Source organism: Komarekiella delphini-convector SJRDD-AB1, from assembly GCF_014831675.1.
Taxonomy (GTDB): domain Bacteria; phylum Cyanobacteriota; class Cyanobacteriia; order Cyanobacteriales; family Nostocaceae; genus Komarekiella.
Window position 1 is genome coordinate 44185 of sequence record NZ_VJXY01000010.1, and the last position, 19968, is coordinate 64152.

Below are 19968 nucleotides of genomic sequence, written 5' to 3' on the forward strand. Positions count from 1 at the left end.
GAACTAAAAACTGCTCAATGAATCATATGCATTTAAATTGCACATTACCTCGATATTAAGGTTGACTGTCAACAGTTAACAGTCAACAGTTAACAGCTACAAAGAGTAGTTATGCAATTTAGACGCGCATTAGCTTAAAAGGAAAATCTCCAGCGGAATTATCGCTCAATATCCCAAAAAATCTCTCCAATGAACTAAAAACTGCTCAATGAATCATATGCATTTAAATTGCACATTACCTCGATATTAAGGTTGACTGTCAACAGTTAACAGTCAACAGTTAACAGCTACAAAGAGTAGTTATGCAATTTAGACGCGTATTAGCTTAATTGGTCGTTGGCGATCGCTATTAAGTTGAGTTCCCGGAAAGGAATTTTGCATAGCGATCGCCAAGATGTGAAGGCAGGTGTGGCGAATTTGTACAAGTTAATGCTTCCCGGAACTGGATTAAAGAACTGACCATAGCCTGTAAATAATGAGAATCGTTATCATTGTAACGCAAAAAACTCTTTGCAACACCATCTATGCAAAGGACAAGCAGCAAACTGCACATTCTTGAGATATGAACGTTATTTAGGTATTTCTACAGATGGTAGGTGGGTAGACGTAATTAAATATCAGATAAAACTTATGTTCGTAGTGAGCGGTCTATCGCTCTTTGTAGAGTTTTAAATGACTTTTTCAGAATATAACAAGTTTTGTATTTTCAAAACTTGAGGTTAAATAAATAAAGTCTGCTTTCACACACATTTTATTTTTACTTGTAAATTGCTCATGACTTACAAAATTATTGCCAAGTTGAATGAAAATCATATTCTAGAACTAGTAGAATTGTACAAAAATGAATTTTGGACTAAAAACCGTACATATCAGCAAGTTGTTAAAATGTTGAACGCATCAAATATTATTATTGGTTTAGTAGATGACAGCGAACAATTGATTGGGTTTACTCGCGTTCTCACTGACTTTGTATATAGAGCAACTATTTATGATGTCATCATCAAGCCGAACTATAGAAAGATGGGACTTGGCAATAAATTACTAGATGCAGTGATTAATCATCCCCAGTTAAGCGCAGTTGAAAATGTTGCTCTTTACTGTTTACCAGAAATGATCCCATTTTATGAACGTTGGGGTTTTACAACTAATATGGGACAAATTCAGTTAATGTATAGGGGAAAACCAATTACCTAAAGAAGTTACAAATGATTATTAAACCAGAAAATATACCAAGTCGGACAACTTCGATTTACCCAAATGAATTTAAGCCTCTCGTAGTAGGACGAGCAAAACAAGCATTAGGAAATGTGGCAGGATTGAAAAATTTTGGTGTCAACTTAGTCACTCTTGCACCAGGAAGCTGTTCTGCTCTCAGACATTGGCATACTTGCCAAGATGAGTTTATTTATGTCATAGAAGGTGAAGTGACGCTAGTTAATAATGCAGGAAAACAAATCCTTAAACCGGGAATGATGGCAGCTTTTCCAGCAGGGGAAGCAGATGGACACCATCTAGTGAATCATTCCAATGCAGTGGTAGTGTATTTAGAAGTTGGAGATAGAAGCCCCAATGATGAAGCTTACTATCCAGATGATGACTTGATTGCTAAATCTGCTGCTGATGGCGGTCGAATTTTCACACACAAAGATGGAACGTTGTACGAAAGTTAAACTACAAAAATCAAGGAAATTGTAAATATGTCTACCAAGCGTCTTGAAGATATAGACAGCTTTCTTCAGCTATCAGATGTAATTGCTACTTGCGGACAACCAACCGCAGAACAGTTTGCAGCAATTAAACAATCAGGATACCAATTAATTGTGAATTTAGCACTGTCAACATCGAGTAATGCTTTACTTAATGAAAAACAAATTGTGGAATCTCAAGGCATGGAGTATGCACACATTCCTGTGCTTTGGGAAAATCCTACTATTAAGGATGTAACAGAGTTTTTTAACACCTTAGAAGCAAACGCCAATAAAAAAATATTAGTCCATTGTGCTGCTAATAAGAGAGTTTCAGCTTTTATGTATCTTTATCGTCGCCTTCATCAAGGCATGAATGATCAAGAGGCTAAGCAGGATTTGAATCAGATTTGGATTCCTAATGAAATCTGGAGTAAGTTTATGCAAGAAGTGATTGATAATTATCATTCATAGAAGCTATAAAAAAGTATATTCATCTGGAGAAATTAAATTTTTGATATCAACTTTATTCGCCTTATTTAACTGGAAACTATTCTTTTTACTAGGCATAACTGCATATCATACAATTGCTAGCAGACAAGAAAAATTGTATACGAAGCCATTAGGTAAGTTGATTGATGTGGAAGGTCATCAATTACATCTATATTGCGCTGGTGAAGGAAATACAACGATAGTTTTAGATCATAGCCTTGGAGGAATAGAGGGATATTTACTGGTAGAAGAATTAGCTAAACTTACACGGGTTTGTATATATGACAGAGCCGGATATGGTTGGAGTCAATCAAATTGGAAACCGCGTACTAGTGAACAGATTGTCAAAGAATTACACAGTCTTCTAATCAAAGCAGAAATTAAGCCGCCTTACATTTTAGTAGGTAACTCATTCGGTACTTATAATATGCGTCTATATGCTCATCATTTTCGTGAAGAAGTAGTAGGAATGGTTTTAACAGATGGTTTGCATGAAAAATTGATGTTGGCGATGCCTATTAGTCTCCAGATATTGAAATTATTTTTCTCAATTTCTTTTGCGATCGCATCCCTTGGGGCTACATTAGGAATTGTTCGCTTTTTAGGTATACTGGGTACATTTGAAATTATCAAAAAAGAACTTCGCCAGTTTTCGCCTACATCATTAAAAATCGTTAAAACATCTTTTTACTCTGCAAAACATTGGCTAACTATGTTTAGAGAAATGTGGAGTTTAAATACCAGTAGTTATCAAGTCCAAAAAGCTAAGAATTTTGGCATGATTCCAATTATTAATATCAAAGCAAATACTTTTCTAAAGCCTTCCTTAGGGAGGCTTTATTTTTCGATACAATCAGCCGATAAACTTCGTAACAAAATGCACTCTAATTTACTATTGCTTTCAACTGACTGCCAACAATTATTAGCAGAAAAGAGCGGTCATTTTGTTTGGATAGATCAGCGAGAAATAATTCTACAAGCAGTTACACAACTTTTACAAAAAGTTCAAAATATCGATTATTAACTAGCTTGAGTATTAACCAGTATAATAACCTGAATATTATTTACCAAAATCCGCTAATCAAACTTCTCTGTATGTCCTTTGCAGTTCCATATTCTCACCATGTCCACCCAACATATAATCCAAAGCATATATACTGATGGCGCTTGCACTGGTAATCCTGGGCCTGGCGGTTGGGGTGTCGTTGTTTACTTTAGTGATGGCTCAATTCACGAAATGGGCGATGCATCCCCCCATACCACCAACAATAAGATGGAAATGCAAGCTGCGATCGCAGCTTTAAAGTTCTTGGAAACGTCTGGACAAACTCAACCCGTAACCCTTTATACCGATAGCGAATACCTGATTAACTGCGTTACCAAGTGGATTACAGGCTGGAAAAAAAAAGGTTGGAAAAAGTCAGATGGCAACCCAGTCCAAAATCAAGACCTTTTGGAAACCCTTGATAAACTCAATAGCCGATTAGTAAAGTGGCAACACGTCCGAGGACATTCTGGTAACATAGGTAACGAACGTTGTGATGTGATTGCTCGCACTTATGCTAGTGGCAAAACCCCATCCCTACAGCAATTATTCCCTAAACATTCTCATAAATCTTTATATTCCCAAAGTGAACTAAATGTAGCAAAAGTATCTGACTTTAAAGCAAACTCTACAATAATTGACAAAAGCACACAGCAAATCAGTATTTCTACATCAGAAATAACCATTATGGAACCATCAACTGGGACAGCCGCAGCCACAAATGACGAAAAACTGCCTGAGATGAGGGTTTCGCAACTCCGCAACTTAATCGAAACTCTGCGTATTGCTGATGAAATTTCCGAAAAAGGTTATTTAATCACCAGTTCTGAACTAGCAGACTTGATGGATGTCCACGCTAGCGCCGTCACTAGTCGAGGAGATCAGTGGCGCTGGCGAAACTGGATAGTATCACGGGTACGTCGTGAAGGTAATCAAATTCTTTGGGAACTGGAACGCGGCGATAAAGTGGGAGGTGAAGGTGAGGAGTGAGGAGTTAGGGTGCAGGGGGAGAACAAATAGTGACTGTTGACTGTTGACTGTTGACTGTTGACTGTTGACTGTTGACTGTTGACTGTTGACTAACTACTCAGCACTGTATTTGCGTCCCCGCCATTCGCGTGGGGTGCGGAACGCAGACAAGAAGATTCGTAGTACTGCTAGGGGGTCAGCTAAAGGGGAAAGCCAGAATAACCAGCCACCTTTGACGCTTTTACGATCATAAGAGGGTGCGATCGCTAATAGCATTGCAAAGCGAATCAGTAGTAGAAATAAATTTAGTCCCAATAAGAGGAGCAGAGGGGAAGAGGGGAAGAGGGGAAGAGGGGAAAAGAGGTAAGCAAGGACAATTACAAGGGGTAAACCTTGGACTGCAAAGAGTAGCCATAAATCTCCCCAAATCTGAGCAGGAGAAGATGCATCTTTGAGGTCGAGACTCCGCCCCCATTCTTTCCATGTCTCCATAGCTCCCTCATACATCCGCACCTTCAATACTTTCGCACCATCTAAGAAGCCTACCTTAAACCCTTGAGCAGCAATATTCCGTGCCAAGGTGACATCATCGCAAAAAGAACTACGCGCACTCGTATAACCACCCACAGTCGCTAAAACAGAACGACGGCACAAAAAGCACTGTCCATTAGCCATTACCCTTTCTGGCTGCTCCGTATTGATCCCCGCTGGGTCAAACCGATAAAGCAGAGTCATTAACAAAGCCGGTTGTAACCAGCACTCCCCTGGATATTTGAGGATAAACTGGGGCGAAAGAGAAACCAGATCATAGCCTTGTGCTTCGGCTGTCTTCACTAAACCAGCAATCAAACCAGGATGGGGTTGAATATCAGCATCCAGTCCCATAAACCACTGACTGTCTTCTGAACTATGCAAAAAGCCATTATGCAACGCCCAAGGACGCCCCACCCAACCCGATGGTAAAGGGTCATCTGTCATTAGGCGAAAGCGGGGATCTTGCTGCTGTGCTGCTTTAACTAAATCGGGAGTGCCATCCTGAGACTTGCTGTCTACAACGATAATTTCCCGGACTTCGTAGCTTTGCCGACTTAAGCCAGCTAACAGAGGGCTAATACGAAGAACCTCATTCAATGTAGGAACGACAACGCTAACACTACCCAAAAGCTCCGGTGTTGGCTGTTGGGGTTCTATCGGAGGATGGCGTCTTGGCCCCTTCAGCAAGCGCGAAAGCAAAATCGCCGTTGCTGGTATTTGGATAAGTAGCAAGAAAAGCGATATGGCGCTTTCTACTGTCAAGGCGTTGTCCACTATCAAAATACTTAACAATTAAAATCCCGACTATAAAAATGTCAATTGGGCATTGGTAAAGATAATTATTCTTTTGCTCCCCAATCCCCAGTCCCCAGTCCCCAGCCCCCAATCCCCAATCCCCAATTTATGGACTTACTTCAAAGCAACTTTGATGCTTGCTACTGAGACTTCATTGGTTGCTGGTTCAACAGCAACTTGAGCGGGTGTGGTTGAGCTTCTTAACCACAGCACCACAGCGGGAGCCACACCTAGAAATAAGCCTAGTAACACAGGTATGGAGAACCCAGCAGCCAAGCTCAGTCCGGCGGCGAAGGCAAAGTTAGTTAAATAAACAACCAAGGGCAGATTGAGCTGCGATCGCTTTAATTTAATTGAGGTATTTCTCCACAATAATCCTGCCACACTCATAAACAATGCACTAGTACCAAACCAACCTGCATAGTTTTGGTAAGGTGTGCCAAAGAAAGCTCCTGGTTTTTCCCAGTACCAGAAAGGCAAAGCCGATTGACTCATAGCTGGCTCAAGGGCAAAGTCCCAGCAAGTAAACAGCAAAGCACCAACAGCTATAGCAGCAATATGGCGACCCCAACTGGGTTTTTGAGCCACTTTCAAACCAGATCTAGCAATTAGGTAAGACGACAGCCCAACATAAAACCAAGATAAAGGAATTGTGAAAGGAACTAGCCCCGCAATTTTATAACCCAAGCCACTCAAGTAGCTATAATCACCAAATGGAAAACCCGTGCTGGTTCCCAGTAGTTCACTGCCCAAAGATATAAACACAGCCGGCAGCATAAAAGCCAGCCAAGCTCCCAATCCTAGCGATCGGTAGGCATAAATAGAGACAGCGATCGTCCCCAAAATGATATCAACTACACCACCACCAGCCATACTTAACTGTATGGCAGTTTCTCCAACCTGCGATAAGTTTAAAATTATTTCGGCATGAGGTACTACAAGTAGCATCCCTACCAGTCCAAATGCCTTTGACACGATATGACCAATGAGGCATACGCGCTCAGCAATAACAAGTTGTCTCATGATTATTCCTTAACAAGATGTGATACGCGGCTACTCGGCTGCTAATAGTTTACAAATGTTTAAGAACATATTTAAACACTTTATGTCGCAATTCTGGAGCAAACTTGTTTGGCTTGGTTGGGCAGAGCATAACAGCCTATTGATTGAAGCAATAAAAAATATGATGATAGACTTACCAGTCTAAGCCAAGATAGTCAAGATATACATAACTTCGTTTGGTTTGCTTTGGGTTTCTTGTCTTACTGATACTCAGAGGCGTTTTATACCTGAATATGGTTGAGGGTGGACAAATGTCAGCAACTCATCAAATCCTCAAGTAAAATAGAGCCTTTAATTACCCTACAAAGTTGTGGAATAATAGCTTGACCCAGTACAGATATAAACCCATGTCAATTTTAAAAAGAGTTCCCTGGGTTTCTTTGGCACTAGTATTGCTTAGCTACAGTACCTTGGGCTGGGTAATATCTGAAACACGTCCCCCTTTGTTTGTGTGGTTGGTAGTTGTAGTTGCGATCTTACTTTTACTGATAACGTTAACCACTCCTTGGTCGAAGATGGCACGCTATTATACTATTTTGTTTAAATCAAATACTAGGTCTTTTGGTGTTGCCGTTTTAGCGGCTTTCTTGTTCTTCGTCATGCTTGCCTGGTTTCGGGTATTTCTTGATACCTTACTCATCCTTTCTGCGACTATATTAGTCAAGATAGACTTTCAAACAGCTGGTTTTAGAGAAGGCCTAGGTTTTGTGATTACATCTATCTTTTCATTGGCAGGTTTAGCTTTGGGTGCGCTAGTCTACAAGTTAATTTGATATCAAGTAAATTTCCGAAATTTACTATCAATTTTGATACTTTCGGCGTCATTGCTCTAAGGCAGTTTGAACTTGTTGATATTCGGCTGAGATATTGGCAATTTGCGCTTTTGCCAAATACGCCAAGAAATTAAAATGGTGCTGACAATAATGGGATAGAGAGCATCTACAATCGGATCTTTTTCAAGTTTAATTTGTTTCTTGATCGAGCATGCTATTGTTGGTGCGATCAAAGACGAGAAATTTTGACACTTAGAGTCAAAATGTAGGATGCTCAAACAGCAACAAAGAAAGGAAAAAATCCATGATAAAAATCGATATCCAAGTAGTGACAACTGCTTTTGTTGCTGATTCTCCTACTTCTTTGGCTCCTCCTTTTGTTGTTAAACCCCAACTACAACCGTTGATAGCAACTAAAGCTCCAAAAATAAACCCTTTAAGCAAAACAATAAACAAATCTGATGGTTCTAAAAAATTTCTGACTGACTCTAAAAAAGTTTCTGGCAGAATTTGGTAAAACTGTGAACCGGCAAAAACTCCACCAATGATACCCATAAATAAAGCAAAAACTGTCATAAAAGGCATCATTAAACAACAAGCAATTACTCTCGGAAGTACTAAATAATCAATTGGATCAGTTTTGAGCATATACAGTGCATCAATTTGCTCTGTCACCCGCATTGCTCCTATTTCAGCTGCATAAGCAGAGCCTACTTGTCCCGCAAGAATACTAGCAGTCAAAATTGGAGCCAGTTCTCTGCAAAAAGCTAATGCAAAAGCACCTCCCACCGCATTGACAGCCCCAAATCTCACTAATTCTCTTGCAGTTTGAATCGTAAAAATCATACCTGCAAAACCACTCACAAGCAGAACTGGAGAGATAGAAGTTGGCCCAGCAGTCACCATGTGTTGCAGAATCTTGCGGTAGTAAGTTTTTCCTTGGAGTAAATGCAGCCAGACTTGACCACAAAGGAGTATTGCAGCAAAACAGCGTACAATGCAGGACTGCTCGAATTTTTTTTGGGGTTGCAATTTAATCGCCATTAAGACTGACTTTTTTTGCACCTATGTTAAGGCGTGGTTCATGAATAGACGCTGCTTGCCCTCAAATTTTGAGGATAATGTTTCAGCATGGATCAACTCAGCTTAGTAAACTCTACCGGAAAATAGCGTTAATCTTTCAAATATGACCATGAATAAATACGTTATTTTTGTGCTGCTATTGATACTCTCGATCTCAGTGGCACTGCCATCTTATGCGTCTGTGTGCCGTAATCATGGTGGTCAGCAGATTTGCATTCTTAGTATCAACCGAAGTGCCAAAAATTATTGGGAATACAGAGCAACTGTGAGTGTGAATGGAGTCAGAAGGCCTATTGAGGTCTACAACTGTCGTGAGCAAGTCAAAGTGCAACAAGACGGGACTGTTTTGCCATTTAAACAAAAAGACCCTGGTAAGCTAATATGCAGTTTTTTCAATTCTTCTGTGCGGTAAATACGCGCCAGATGATGAAAACCGTAAAACTTAGATAGGCTAATACCGTTAGCCACTCTTGCCAGCTACTAAATGTATCATTCATTAGTAAAAGCCGAAAAATAAATAAAGGTAATTTTTTTCACCTCTAAATCCTACACGCTCACGCTATCAGTCGGTTACTGTATTGCTCATAATGTTGATGACAAAGGCTATTCAAAATCTTTTAGCTAATTTTCCGGAATTGATCCGGTTGGGGTGGTATCCCTGATCAGACTATCGATTTTATGTTTACCATCTATAACTAAACTTCGGGGAATATTGCCTCATCTTTTCTCAAAAGCTCGGTCTTCACGACTGAGCTTTTGATTTTTGATACATACACGTTGTGGTATGAGCCAGCTTGGGGCTGTATTTTGCTGAGCACAATAAGAAAAAAGTTATTTCAAATTTCCTCGCTAATTTTCTGGAATTGATCCGGTTGGGGTGGTATCCCTGATCAGACTATCGATTTTATGTTTACCATCTATAACTAAACTTTGGGGAATATTGCCCCATTTCTTTCCTTCAAAAGCCTGATCTTCGCGATCAGGCTTTTGATTTTTAATACACGCCCGTTGTAGTAGAGAGGTTGCATTGCAACGTCTCTGCAGGTCGTGATTAACGTGAAATCGTATAAGTCAGCGTGGCAGTGAAAGCCGCACTTGAGCATAATATCGGGTATTATATAAGACATTTTTTCAGAAACCTTTGAGGGATTTTATCAGTCTGGTACTCCAAATTCTGCAAACACCCGATAATGTCATCTTTTGCTCAAGGCATCCCCGGATTGCCCGATCTGACACATCCAACTGAGCTAGTCCAATTTGGAACTCAAGTGCTCAAAGGTTCACTATTATTAGTATTTTTGATCGTAGCTTTGGGAGTTGCGATCGCTCTGATAAGTTTTTCTCTACGTCGAAATCACCCAGAACAATTGATATTCATTGGTGAATGGGCTGTTCGTTATTCCCAACTTTTACGGGGATTGCAGCATTTAGCTCTGGTATTAATTCTATTAGTGACTGGATTTTTCTTTTGTTCAACTTTGAGCAATCGCTACCACCACTGGGAACAGGCAAAGGTGGCTCAAGTAACCCAAAGTGTTGCAGGCGAGAAACTCGAACAATTTGCGCCCCAAGTACGCTACGTTACGCAAGAACCATACACCTATACCACCCAAGTTAATGGCAAGATAGTCCAAGTAAATGAGACGCGAGAAGTCAACCGCTACCTAACGCTAGCTGGCTCACAAATTCAGGTCAAGCTTGACCAAAGCACAGATGTTCAAGGTCGCAGCTCAATTTATCGCGCAGATTACACGGCTGATTATAAAGTTGTCAATCAACTCAAAAATATTAGTAGTTTCTTTTTTGAAGTACCGCCGCCCAATGGCTACACGCTACTTGCCAGCTATAAAGTAGAGCGTGACCGGACTCGACTCCAGCAAACTAATCCGGGGGAATATAGCTTTCCTTTCCGCCTGCAACCAGGTGAAGAAACTAGCTTTCGAGTCACCTATCAAGCTCAAGGAGGGCCCCGTTGGGTTTATAGTGCAACGAGTCAGTTGCTTTCTAATTTCCGCTTAACGGCGATCGCTAACTTCGCTCCTGCTGATTTTGCGAGTGGTATTGTACCCAATGAGATTAAAGCTGACGGACGCAGTACCCAATTTACTTGGATATTTGATGACAATGTTTCTGTAAAAAACCCATTTGGAGTATTTACCAATACCGAACCCATTCGCCACACTGGCATCATTCCCCGAATTTTATTGCTAGCACCAGCATTATTTTTGTGGTGGATATTATTACTATATTGGTCGCTACCCATGAGTCTCAAAAATGTTGCGATCGCAGGCGGTATTTTCTTTGCTTGTCTGCTGGCTTTAACCTATTTGGGTCGCTTGATGAATGCTCAGTTAGCTTGGACTTTGATTTCCCTAGTCTTACTCTTTTTAACATGGGGGTTGGGAGCAAACCGCAGTGCTTCCCTAGCTGCCATTATCTGCACTATTGCTGGTGCAGTATTACCCGTCTTTGGTTTACTAGTACCGTTCAGCGGACTCACCCTTAGCGTAGCCGGCTTACTCTCAGTGGTCTGGCTAGCAGTTCGCCATTGGTATGGCTGGTACAATTTACACCCAGAAAAGTAATAGACCTGCCTTAAAACTTGTCAAGTCAACATAATTCGTAATTATTTGGTCAATTGCTTGTTCTTATATCAATACAGTTCAGTCAAGCATTTCTTCCTTCTCTTTGCGTCCTTTGCGTCCTTCTGGTGCGTCCGCTACGCGTTGGCGGAAGCCTCTTGTAGAGAAGGCGGTTCGTTAAAAATTAGATGATTGTTGCAACAGAACCTTCACTCTTGTGAAAAACGGTTAAAACGGCGTCTTTGTTCTGAGATGTAGTGTTTGTCCCGATTGGGGATGCTCAAAGCGAAGTTCCCTTGCATGAAGATGTAAGCGATTGGCAACGGCATCACATCCATAGAGGCGATCGCCTAAAATTGTTACCCCAAGTCCTTGCGAATCGGCAGCGTGAACCCGCAATTGATGGGTGCGTCCTGTAAGTGGTATAAACTCTACACGAGTGTAGTCCCCTTCTCTGGCTATTACCTGAAATTTAGTCAAGCTGGGTTTACCGCGCTGCCAATCGACTTGCTGATAAGGGCGATTTTGAGGATCTCCCCACAAGGGTAGTTCAATCACACCTTGAGCAGTTGTTACGGAGCCGGTAACTACAGCTTCATAAACCTTGTAAATTTGTCGTTGTTGAAATTGCCGACTTAGCTGGCGATGGGTTTGGCGATCGCAAGCTAGCAGTAAAATCCCTGAAGTTTCCTGATCCAGGCGATGCACAGCCGCCAGCGCTATGCCATCAGGTAATAAATGACGTAACCGACTGACGACGCTATCTTGGCGATCGCGATAACGACCGGGTACTGAAAGTAGTCCTGGGGGTTTGTTCACAGCAATCAGCCATTCGTCTTCATAAACAATGGGTATGACTCCTCCCCTGCTAAAGGAGCTTAAAACTTCTCCTTCCCGACGAGGTAAATTAGGTTTTAATCCTGAAAGCAGAAACCCCATCAATGGCTGACAGCGCTCTACACAAGCTCCATAGAACTCTCCTTGGACTTTGTTTTGATTCATTGAAGACGCTCCCCACCAAAACTCTGCCATTGCTAATGGTTTTAGCTCATGTGTTGCTGCATAGTGCAATAGTTTTGGAGCACAACAGTCTCCTGTGCCAGTAGGCATACCGAATGGCATCAATTGCTGCAACGATAGAGATTGCCTGGAAAAATTAGTCAGGCTGTAGGCTGCGTGCATCTGAGCCTGCAATTGCTGGGATAGCGCTTTACGCTGTTGTTTGAGTTCACGCATCCGTTCATCGGTCGTTGTAATCAGCTGCTTGAGCGGCTGTAACACTTCATTTTGCTGGCGTTTGAGCTGCCGTCGCTCAATTCCATGCAAACGGCTTTCGGCGTCGAGTTGTTCTAAGGCAATAGTCAGTGCTTCCGCAGTGAGAGTTTCCTCCGAAGTTTGCCCGGAGGGAAACCGACGCCAGTCGCCTGCGGAGGGAGACCATCCCCGAAGTTTGGATCGGAGGAAGCCTCCGCTCCAACTTCTCTTCGCAGTGCTGGCTCCTCCTTGCAACTTCTCGTATAGTAGCTGACGTTTTTCCTGCCGTTGATGTTTGCAATATCGATGGCGATCGCTCATTTGTTGTAACTGTTGCTCAAACTCGCGCAAGAGCACTTCGTACTGCTGCCGTTCGGTCAACTGCTTCAGGGTAATAAGTTCTTGCTTGATAGCATCCAATTGGGCTAATGTGCGAGCTTCCTCTAGAGCAACTTGACTTCGTCCGGGAATTGGCGGCACCCAGCCATCAAAAATAGCATAACCATTTAGAAGACCAGAGAAAGCTTTTAGTACACGTTGTTCGCCAGTAGGTAGTTCAACTAGTAATATGCCATACATCTTGCCCTCACGATTATAAAGGTCATTTTTGGCGAGGTGTTGCATTAAACCGTGAGCGATCGCTTCGGCCATTGGGGTGCGGGGCAGTCTTAAAGTTTTACCAGTTTGAGGACAATATCCTTCGTAGTAATAGCTAACAGATAAATCACTGACTGCACAATTAGAATTCATGAAATCTGCAAGCGCGTGCAGAAGTACTGTATAAGGCATGATTTAAAATATGGCTAATTTCTATATCTGAAATTATTGCGTTTTAGCTTACTACTATCAAGCATCATCTATCACACCGAGCAACTTTAAATTTATTTGACAGAGAGTTTACTGAGTGTTTTCCTATATTCGAATCATACCAGAATCAGAGCTATCGCCACTTCCCCAGCAACAAATAACCTCATTTTTCCATCTCTAAAAGCGCTTGTTTTTTCAATTCTTCCTGATGCAGGCATAACCAAAGCGGAGATATAGATAGTAGATGCACCTTAATTAAATCAAAGCCCTCAGCTTTTAGTTGAAGGCTTTTTTTTTGCCAACTTTTCATTGTTAAGTTTTAACATTTTTGTAATTACGACAAATAAAAAACCCAGTTTATCCTGATGCAGCAATAACTAAGATGGATAAGTAAATAGTAGATGCACCCTTAAAAATTATTGCTCTCAGCCTTTGGCTGGGGGCTTTTATTGTATCAACTTATAATAAGTAATAATTTATAATTTTGTGCATAAAAAATAATTTTGCAATGGGTAAGATTTTCCCGGATGCGGCAATAAGTGAGATGGATAAATAAATAGTAGATGCACCCTTAAAAATTATTGCTCTCAGCCTTTGGCTGAGGGCTTTTATTATTTAAATATAGATGGTAGCCAACTGGGAGCTAACCAAAGTGCATAACCAATGAAGGCAAATAGTAAGGTAATCAAAGCAGTGATTACGTAACTTATGCAAATTAATAAACCGTCAGATTCGATAGTGGCAACTGCTAAAAGTAAAATACCTACAGTGGGGATGGGATTTGTAAAGGGAATTGGTGACATGAGCAACAGTGTTAACCAAGAAATACAAAGCCCATTAATTCGCCAAGTTAAAGGATGATGGGCTATTTTCGCTAACCGAGGACGGGCGATTTTTTGTAACACCTTGGTAAGACGTCCCAGGTTTTGCAAAAGTAACTTGGCAAAAGAGCGAGGAAATTTGTAGTTAGCGATTCTTCTGGGTAGCCAAGGCGATCGCCTCCCCAAGACCATTTGTACTGATAACAGCAAGCAAGCAGCACCAAACGGCCCAGCTAATCCCGGTGGCATAGGAAACAAAAACGGCAAAACTAATAATGCAATTACTAGGCTAAATCCCCGTTCAGAAGTTTCTGCCAGAATATCGCCTAGAGTCAACGACTGTTCAGATAGGCGTTGCAGCAGGGACTTAATGTCTTGAGAAAATCTCAGATGCATTTGGCGCGAGTTGATGCGAGTTGCCACACAATAACCAACTTCACTTAATTAAAAAAAGGTAAATATAAATACAAGCATAGCTAATTCTTAAAATACCAAATTTTTCTCAGGTAATTGACCCCATGTCTAAAGCCAGGGGCTTGCGCCGGATTAGTTATCGGTCAGAGGGGACTTCAAGCAAAAAAATGGGATGGGAGACGATCTACTAGAATTTTCACGCCTAGGGCAGACAGAAATGCGTTCCACAACCGTTATTATCAGTCAATTGGTGCAGCAAGCAGGTACAATCGCAGTTGCAGGCGGAACTGGTCGGGCGATCGCTTCACTGGCAGATCGAGCCATTGGCAGCGGTAGAGGGCGACCCAGTGCTACTGTGGTTAGTGCTGCAAAATTTATTGTGGAATGCAATCAAGTACACCCGCGATCGCCTCATTCATCGACATGGCGGACGCATCTGGGCAGAAGGCGTGACCGACCAGGGCGCACAACGTTATACTTTTCGCTCTCAAAGCATGAGGCACAGTTATGACAGCACTCCGATTTCTTCTGCTCGAAGGCAATCCTCTGGATGCACAGGTGATATATCTCATGCTGAGCGATAGCGGCGTTGACTGTGAACTGCTACGGGTGGAAACTCGCGCTGACTTTATGAGGGCATTAGAAACCAATGCGTTTGATTTGATTTTGGCAGATTATTCTTTGCCCGGTTTTGATGGCATTTCGGCCTTGGAAATTGCCCAAAACTTTTGTCCTGACACGCCTTTTATTTTCGTCTCTGCCAGTATAGGCGAAGAATTGGTGATCGAAGCCCTCAAATTGGGAGCCACCGACTATGTGCTGAAGCGCAACTTAGGGCGGTTGGTGCCCTGTATCCAACGAGCATTGCAAGAAGCCCAAGAAAAGTGCGATCGCCAATTTGCCGAAGCAGCACTACACCAAAGCGAAATCCGCCTTCGTCAAGTTGCGGCAAACCTGCCTCATGGTGCTGTGTTTATTTTGGATCGCGATTTGCGCTACCTGCTTGCAGAAGGCGAAGCGCTGGAGCAAGTCGGCATGACCACTCAAAATTTTGTCGGCAAAACACTCTGGGAAGCGCTTGAACCCACCCTCGCAGCAAACTACGAACCCTACTACCGTCAAGCTCTCAATGGCGAATCGTTTAGCTTAGAGCATTCTAGCCACAATCGCTACTATATCTCTCATGGCACACCCTTACGCAACGATATTGGGAGAGTTGATGCTGTGCTGGCAATGTCCTACGACATTACTGATCGCAAACAAATCGAAATCGCCCTCAAACAAAGTGAAGCTCGTTTTCGGTTGCTCTATGACATCACCAGCGATCTACTTGCGGTCGAGCAACCCATGACGCTCATGCACAACCTATTTAGCAAACTTTCACTCCAGTTAGGGTTGGACTATTACTACAACTACATCGTAGAGGAAAAAGACAATCGCCCCATCTTGCATTTGAAAAACTATGAGGGTAATGCTCAAGAGGTGGCTGAGGTGATCAAGTCGATTGAGTTTGGTGAACACATCTGTGGATGGGTGGCTCAAGAACGATCTGCCGTCGTTCTCGACCACGCCCAAATTGCCACTCATTCTGATGCTCAAATCCTCCGTGACCTGAATACCACCGCTTATGTTAGTCAACCGTTGATTGTGCAGGAACGGTTATTGGGAACCATCTCGTTTGGTAGCTGTACGCGCACTCGCTTTACTTCAGAAGAAATCGATTTGCTGCAATTGATGTCTGAGCAAGTAGCGATCGCCCTTGATCGAGCAAACCTAATTGTCTCGATTCAGCAGCACGCAGAACAGTTGCAACGAGCTAACCAGATTAAAGACGAGTTTTTAGCGGTGCTGTCTCATGAGTTGCGATCGCCCCTTAACCCCATTTTGGGCTGGACACAACTGCTGCAAAACGGCAAGCTCAATGCCGACCGTCAACGCGAAGCATTGGCAACAATCCAGCGCAATGCCAAACTGCAATCACAATTAATTGAAGACTTACTTGACATTTCGCGCATTATGCAGGGCAAGCTGTCCTTAAGGGTGGCTCCCGTTGATTTAACCTCTGTTATTTCTGCTGCTGTCGAAACGGTGCGTTTAGCAGCACAAGCAAAGAATATTAACTTAGAGATTGATCTTGCTCTGACTGCACCTATCTCTGGTGACGCTGCCCGCTTGCAGCAAGTGGTGTGGAACTTGCTTACCAATGCCGTCAAATTCACACCAGATGACGGACAAGTCATCGTTGAACTCAGGCAAATTGCTCGACTGGCTCAGATCCGGGTGATAGATACTGGCATTGGCATTCAACCGAAATTTCTCCCGCATGTGTTTGAGTATTTCCGGCAAGAGGATAGCTCGACAACCCGCAGATTTGGAGGGTTGGGGCTAGGGCTTGCGATCGTGCGCCAAATTGTGGAAATGCACGGTGGCACAGTCCAAGCAGAAAGCTTGGGTGAGAATCAAGGCGCAACCTTCACAGTTCAAATACCTATCTTGAACCAGGAATCACCAATTATACTTGAGCCAGCCCACGTTGAAGCAGAAAGCGCCCAGACTCCTTTAAGCAACCTGCAAATTTTGCTCGTGGATGATGATGCTGATACTCGTGAGTTTCAAGCATTTTTGCTAGAACAAAGTGGCGCAAAGGTGACAGCCGTAGCGTCTGGGCTAGAAGCATTGCAAGTACTTGATTGTTTTATTCCTGATGTAATTGTGAGTGATATAGGCATGGCCCAGATGGATGGCTACATGCTGATCCAGCAAATTCGTTCACGCCCACCCAATCAGGGGGGAACAATTCCGGCGATCGCATTAACTGCTTATGCCGGAGATATTGACCAGCAAAAAGCCCTGGCTGCTGGATTTCAAGCTCACATCACCAAGCCATTAAAACCAGAGGAGTTAGTGAGGAAGATTGTAAATCTCCGACAACACAACTAAATTCATTCAGTAAACCCCACAAGAAAGTGGGTGGCTTAGTTTAATTGCGAATTGGTTTCATCCCATAGTTAGAAGCGAAGATTTGCAAGTTTAACTATTCTTAAGAGGGAATTGTGCCTCATAGAACGTGTCATACAAAAGCAAAGTTGTTGAGGAGAGAAAAATGAGGTTGTAACCCAGTTAGACTTCTGGAGTTCGTCATGCATGAACTAGTTCAATCTGTCTTTGATAGTGATGAGAAAACTGCTCTGCGTCAGTTGATCTATGCGTTAAGTACATCAGGTAAACGATACTTCCTGAGAAATGAAATTTTGCAAACTTTTGCCGACTACTGTCAGCAATCCGAAAAACCAGCTTACTTTTATCACTCTTCCTCGGTTGGCAAACTAATAAACTACACTCATGAGATAATTTTGGAAGAGGAAAATACCTGGTTTGTGATTCGACCCAGGATTGCTAGCCCAGAAGTTTGGCGACTGACAGCCGATTTGAATAGGTTCGAGCTGATGAAGCCTCAAGCGCTGCTAGATGTGAGCGATCGCCTAGTTAACCGCTACCAACCCCACATCCTCGAAATAGACCTTCATCCCTTTTACAAGAGTTCTCCCAATATCGACGACCCCAGAAATATTGGTCAAGGTTTAGCCTTTCTCAACCGTTACCTGTGCAGTCAATTACTGACTGACCCCCAGTATTGGTTAGACCTTTTGTATCTAGCCCTAGACAGACTTGAGCACAATGGGATTCGTCTACTACTCAATAATCGCATTCCCTCTGGTATTCAGTTAGCTAAACAAGTTAAACTAGCCCTGCATTTCCTCAGTGAGCGACACCCAAACGAACCTTACGAGAAATTTCGCTCAGAATTCCAAGAACTCGGTTTTGAACCAGGTTGGGGTAATACAGCCGCGCGAGTCCGCGAAACCCTAGAACTCCTTGAGCGACTTATCGATACTCCACAACCAGCCATTCTCGAAGCATTTGTGGCCCGTGTCCCCGCTGTTTTTCGCGTTGTCCTGATTTCTATACATGGCTGGGTTGCTCAAGAGGACGTGTTAGGGCGAGATGAAACACTTGGTCAAGTCATCTACGTCCTTGAACAAGCTCGCAGCTTAGAAAACAAACTGCATCAAGAAATCAAACTTGCTGGACTAGATCTACTGGGTATTAAACCTCATGTAATTATTCTCACCCGGCTCATTCCTAATTGCGAAGGTACATTCTGCAACCTACGCCTAGAAAAAGTTCATGATACCGAAAATGCCTGGATTTTGCGAGTTCCTTTTTCTGAATTCAACCCTGAAGTAACCAACAATTGGATTTCTAAATTTGAAATTTGGCCCTATTTAGAACAATTTGCTCTTGATGCAGAAAGAGATCTGTTAACTCAATTCAAAGGTCGTCCTAATCTGATTATTGGTAACTACAGCGACGGCAATTTAGTAGCCTTTCTTCTCTCCCGCCGGATGAAAGTCACTCAATGCAACATTGCTCACTCATTGGAAAAACCGAAATATTTATTTAGTAATTTATATTGGCAAGACTTAGAAGACCAATACCATTTTTCGGCACAATTTACCGCTGATTTAATCAGCATGAATGCAGCCGACTTCATTATCACCTCGTCCTACCAGGAAATTGTCGGTACACCAGAAACCATAGGTCAGTACGAGTCGTATAAGTTATTTACTATGCCTCATTTGTATCATGTAGTTGATGGGATAGATTTGTTCAGTCCTAAGTTCAATATGGTGCCGCCGGGAGTAAATGAAAACATCTTCTTTCCCTACAGCCAAAAAGAAGACCGAGATCCAAGCCTGTGTCAACAAGTTAATGAACTACTATTTAACCGCGAAGACCCCCAAATACTTGGTCATTTAGATAACCCCAACAAGCGACCAATCTTTGCCGTCGCTCCCATCACCTCAATCAAAAATCTCACTGGTTTGGCTGAATGCTTTGGCAAAAGTCAGGCTTTACAAGAGCATTGCAACCTGATTTTATTGACTAGTAAACTACATTCAGATGAAGCTACAAATCCAGAAGAAGCAGGAGAAATTCAAAAAGTTTATGACATTATTGATCAATATCGTCTCCACGGAAATATTCGCTGGCTAGGAATGCGCTTACCTAGTCGTGACCTCGGCGAAGCCTACCGAATAATTGGCGATCGCAAGGGAATTTATGTTCACTTTGCTCTTTTTGAAGCTTTTGGACGAAGCATTTTAGAAGCAATGATTTCTGGCTTGCCTACTTTCGCCACTCAATTTGGCGGCGCTTTAGAAATTATTGAAAATCGAGAAAATGGATTTAATCTCAACCCCACCGATTTAGCAGGAACAGCAAAGAAAATTTTGGACTTCCTTGACCAATGTGACACCCATCCCGAACATTGGGAAGAAACTTCTGAGTGGATGAGTCAGCGAATTCGGAATAGGTACAATTGGCAACTACATACTAATCAGTTATTATTGCTAGCGAAAATTTTCAGCTTTTGGAATTTTGTCATGCCGGAAAATAACGAAGCGAGAGATCGCTACATGGAAACCTTATTTCATCTTATTTATAAACCCAGAGCAGAAAAGATTTTAGAACAACATATGAATATGAAGGGAACAGGTAATTAAAGAATAGAGGACAGGCTATCAACAAAACTCTTTCTTAGTTCTAATTCCCCAATCCCCAATCCCCATCCCCCAATCCCCAATCCCC

17 protein-coding genes are annotated in these 19968 nt (G+C 42.4%); 11 read left to right on the forward strand and 6 right to left on the reverse strand.

Annotated elements, in window-relative coordinates:
• The first annotated feature begins 774 nt into the window (after positions 1–774).
• From FNW02_RS11395 to rnhA, 5 genes are all read left to right on the forward strand, one after another.
• Entirely contained in the window at positions 775–1194 is a 420-nt protein-coding gene (locus tag FNW02_RS11395; RefSeq protein ID WP_191757662.1) for a GNAT family N-acetyltransferase, read from the forward strand.
• An 11-nt stretch (positions 1195–1205) separates the two neighbouring features.
• On the forward strand, positions 1206–1670 hold the full coding sequence (locus tag FNW02_RS11400; protein WP_191757663.1) for a cupin domain-containing protein: 465 nt from the start codon (positions 1206–1208) through the stop codon (positions 1668–1670).
• Positions 1671–1697: 27 nt separating this feature from the next.
• Positions 1698–2159 (forward strand): protein tyrosine phosphatase family protein, encoded by a 462-nt coding sequence (locus tag FNW02_RS11405; RefSeq protein WP_191757664.1) that lies wholly within the window; start codon positions 1698–1700, stop codon positions 2157–2159.
• Complete coding sequence (locus FNW02_RS11410; protein ID WP_225225586.1) at positions 2140–3201, forward strand: alpha/beta fold hydrolase; 1062 nt, start codon at positions 2140–2142, stop codon at positions 3199–3201. The genes FNW02_RS11405 and FNW02_RS11410 overlap by 20 nt, the downstream gene beginning before the upstream one ends.
• A gap of 99 nt (positions 3202–3300) precedes the next feature.
• Positions 3301–4212, forward strand: a complete 912-nt coding sequence (gene rnhA, locus FNW02_RS11415; RefSeq protein WP_191757665.1) for a ribonuclease HI — start codon at positions 3301–3303, stop codon at positions 4210–4212.
• A gap of 93 nt (positions 4213–4305) precedes the next feature.
• Here the strand turns inward: rnhA and cruG are convergent, their stop codons facing one another.
• Both cruG and cruF read right to left on the reverse strand, forming a co-directional pair.
• Positions 4306–5499: a 2'-O-glycosyltransferase CruG gene (cruG, locus tag FNW02_RS11420; protein WP_191757666.1), complete on the reverse strand. Its 1194-nt coding sequence runs from the start codon at positions 5497–5499 to the stop codon at positions 4306–4308.
• A gap of 135 nt (positions 5500–5634) precedes the next feature.
• A complete protein-coding gene (cruF, locus tag FNW02_RS11425) occupies positions 5635–6543 on the reverse strand; it encodes a gamma-carotene 1'-hydroxylase CruF (protein ID WP_191757667.1) in 909 nt (302 codons plus the stop codon).
• A 386-nt stretch (positions 6544–6929) separates the two neighbouring features.
• Between cruF and FNW02_RS11430 the strand changes: the two genes are divergently transcribed.
• Positions 6930–7355 carry a hypothetical protein gene (locus FNW02_RS11430; RefSeq protein WP_191757668.1) on the forward strand — a complete coding sequence of 142 codons (426 nt, stop codon included), beginning with the start codon at positions 6930–6932 and terminating at the stop codon, positions 7353–7355.
• 258 nt (positions 7356–7613) lie between these two features.
• Here FNW02_RS11430 and FNW02_RS11435 read toward each other — a convergent pair whose 3' ends face one another.
• Complete coding sequence (locus FNW02_RS11435) at positions 7614–8399, reverse strand: MlaE family ABC transporter permease (RefSeq protein ID WP_191757780.1); 786 nt, start codon at positions 8397–8399, stop codon at positions 7614–7616.
• A 148-nt stretch (positions 8400–8547) separates the two neighbouring features.
• Here FNW02_RS11435 and FNW02_RS11440 point away from each other — a divergent pair, with 148 nt between their 5' ends.
• A complete protein-coding gene (locus tag FNW02_RS11440; protein WP_191757669.1) occupies positions 8548–8850 on the forward strand; it encodes a hypothetical protein in 303 nt (100 codons plus the stop codon).
• Positions 8851–9628: 778 nt separating this feature from the next.
• Positions 9629–11023, forward strand: a complete 1395-nt coding sequence (locus FNW02_RS11445) for a hypothetical protein (protein ID WP_191757670.1) — start codon at positions 9629–9631, stop codon at positions 11021–11023.
• 225 nt (positions 11024–11248) lie between these two features.
• On the opposite strand, the gene FNW02_RS11450 is transcribed toward FNW02_RS11445, so the two are convergent.
• From FNW02_RS11450 to FNW02_RS11460, 3 genes are all read right to left on the reverse strand, one after another.
• Entirely contained in the window at positions 11249–13063 is a 1815-nt protein-coding gene (locus FNW02_RS11450) for an RluA family pseudouridine synthase (protein ID WP_191757671.1), read from the reverse strand.
• Positions 13064–13244: 181 nt separating this feature from the next.
• On the reverse strand, positions 13245–13391 hold the full coding sequence (locus FNW02_RS11455) for a hypothetical protein (RefSeq protein ID WP_191757672.1): 147 nt from the start codon (positions 13389–13391) through the stop codon (positions 13245–13247).
• A gap of 301 nt (positions 13392–13692) precedes the next feature.
• A complete protein-coding gene (locus FNW02_RS11460) occupies positions 13693–14298 on the reverse strand; it encodes an exopolysaccharide biosynthesis protein (RefSeq protein WP_191757781.1) in 606 nt (201 codons plus the stop codon).
• 190 nt (positions 14299–14488) lie between these two features.
• Here FNW02_RS11460 and FNW02_RS11465 point away from each other — a divergent pair, with 190 nt between their 5' ends.
• The 3 genes from FNW02_RS11465 to FNW02_RS11475 all read left to right on the forward strand — a co-directional run bounded on the left by FNW02_RS11465 (position 14489) and on the right by FNW02_RS11475 (position 19883).
• Entirely contained in the window at positions 14489–14827 is a 339-nt protein-coding gene (locus FNW02_RS11465; RefSeq protein ID WP_191757673.1) for a hypothetical protein, read from the forward strand.
• Complete coding sequence (locus FNW02_RS11470; protein WP_191757674.1) at positions 14824–17256, forward strand: response regulator; 2433 nt, start codon at positions 14824–14826, stop codon at positions 17254–17256. The genes FNW02_RS11465 and FNW02_RS11470 overlap by 4 nt, the downstream gene beginning before the upstream one ends.
• Positions 17257–17456: 200 nt before the next feature.
• Positions 17457–19883 (forward strand): sucrose synthase, encoded by a 2427-nt coding sequence (locus FNW02_RS11475; protein WP_191757675.1) that lies wholly within the window; start codon positions 17457–17459, stop codon positions 19881–19883.
• Positions 19884–19968 lie beyond the last annotated feature (85 nt).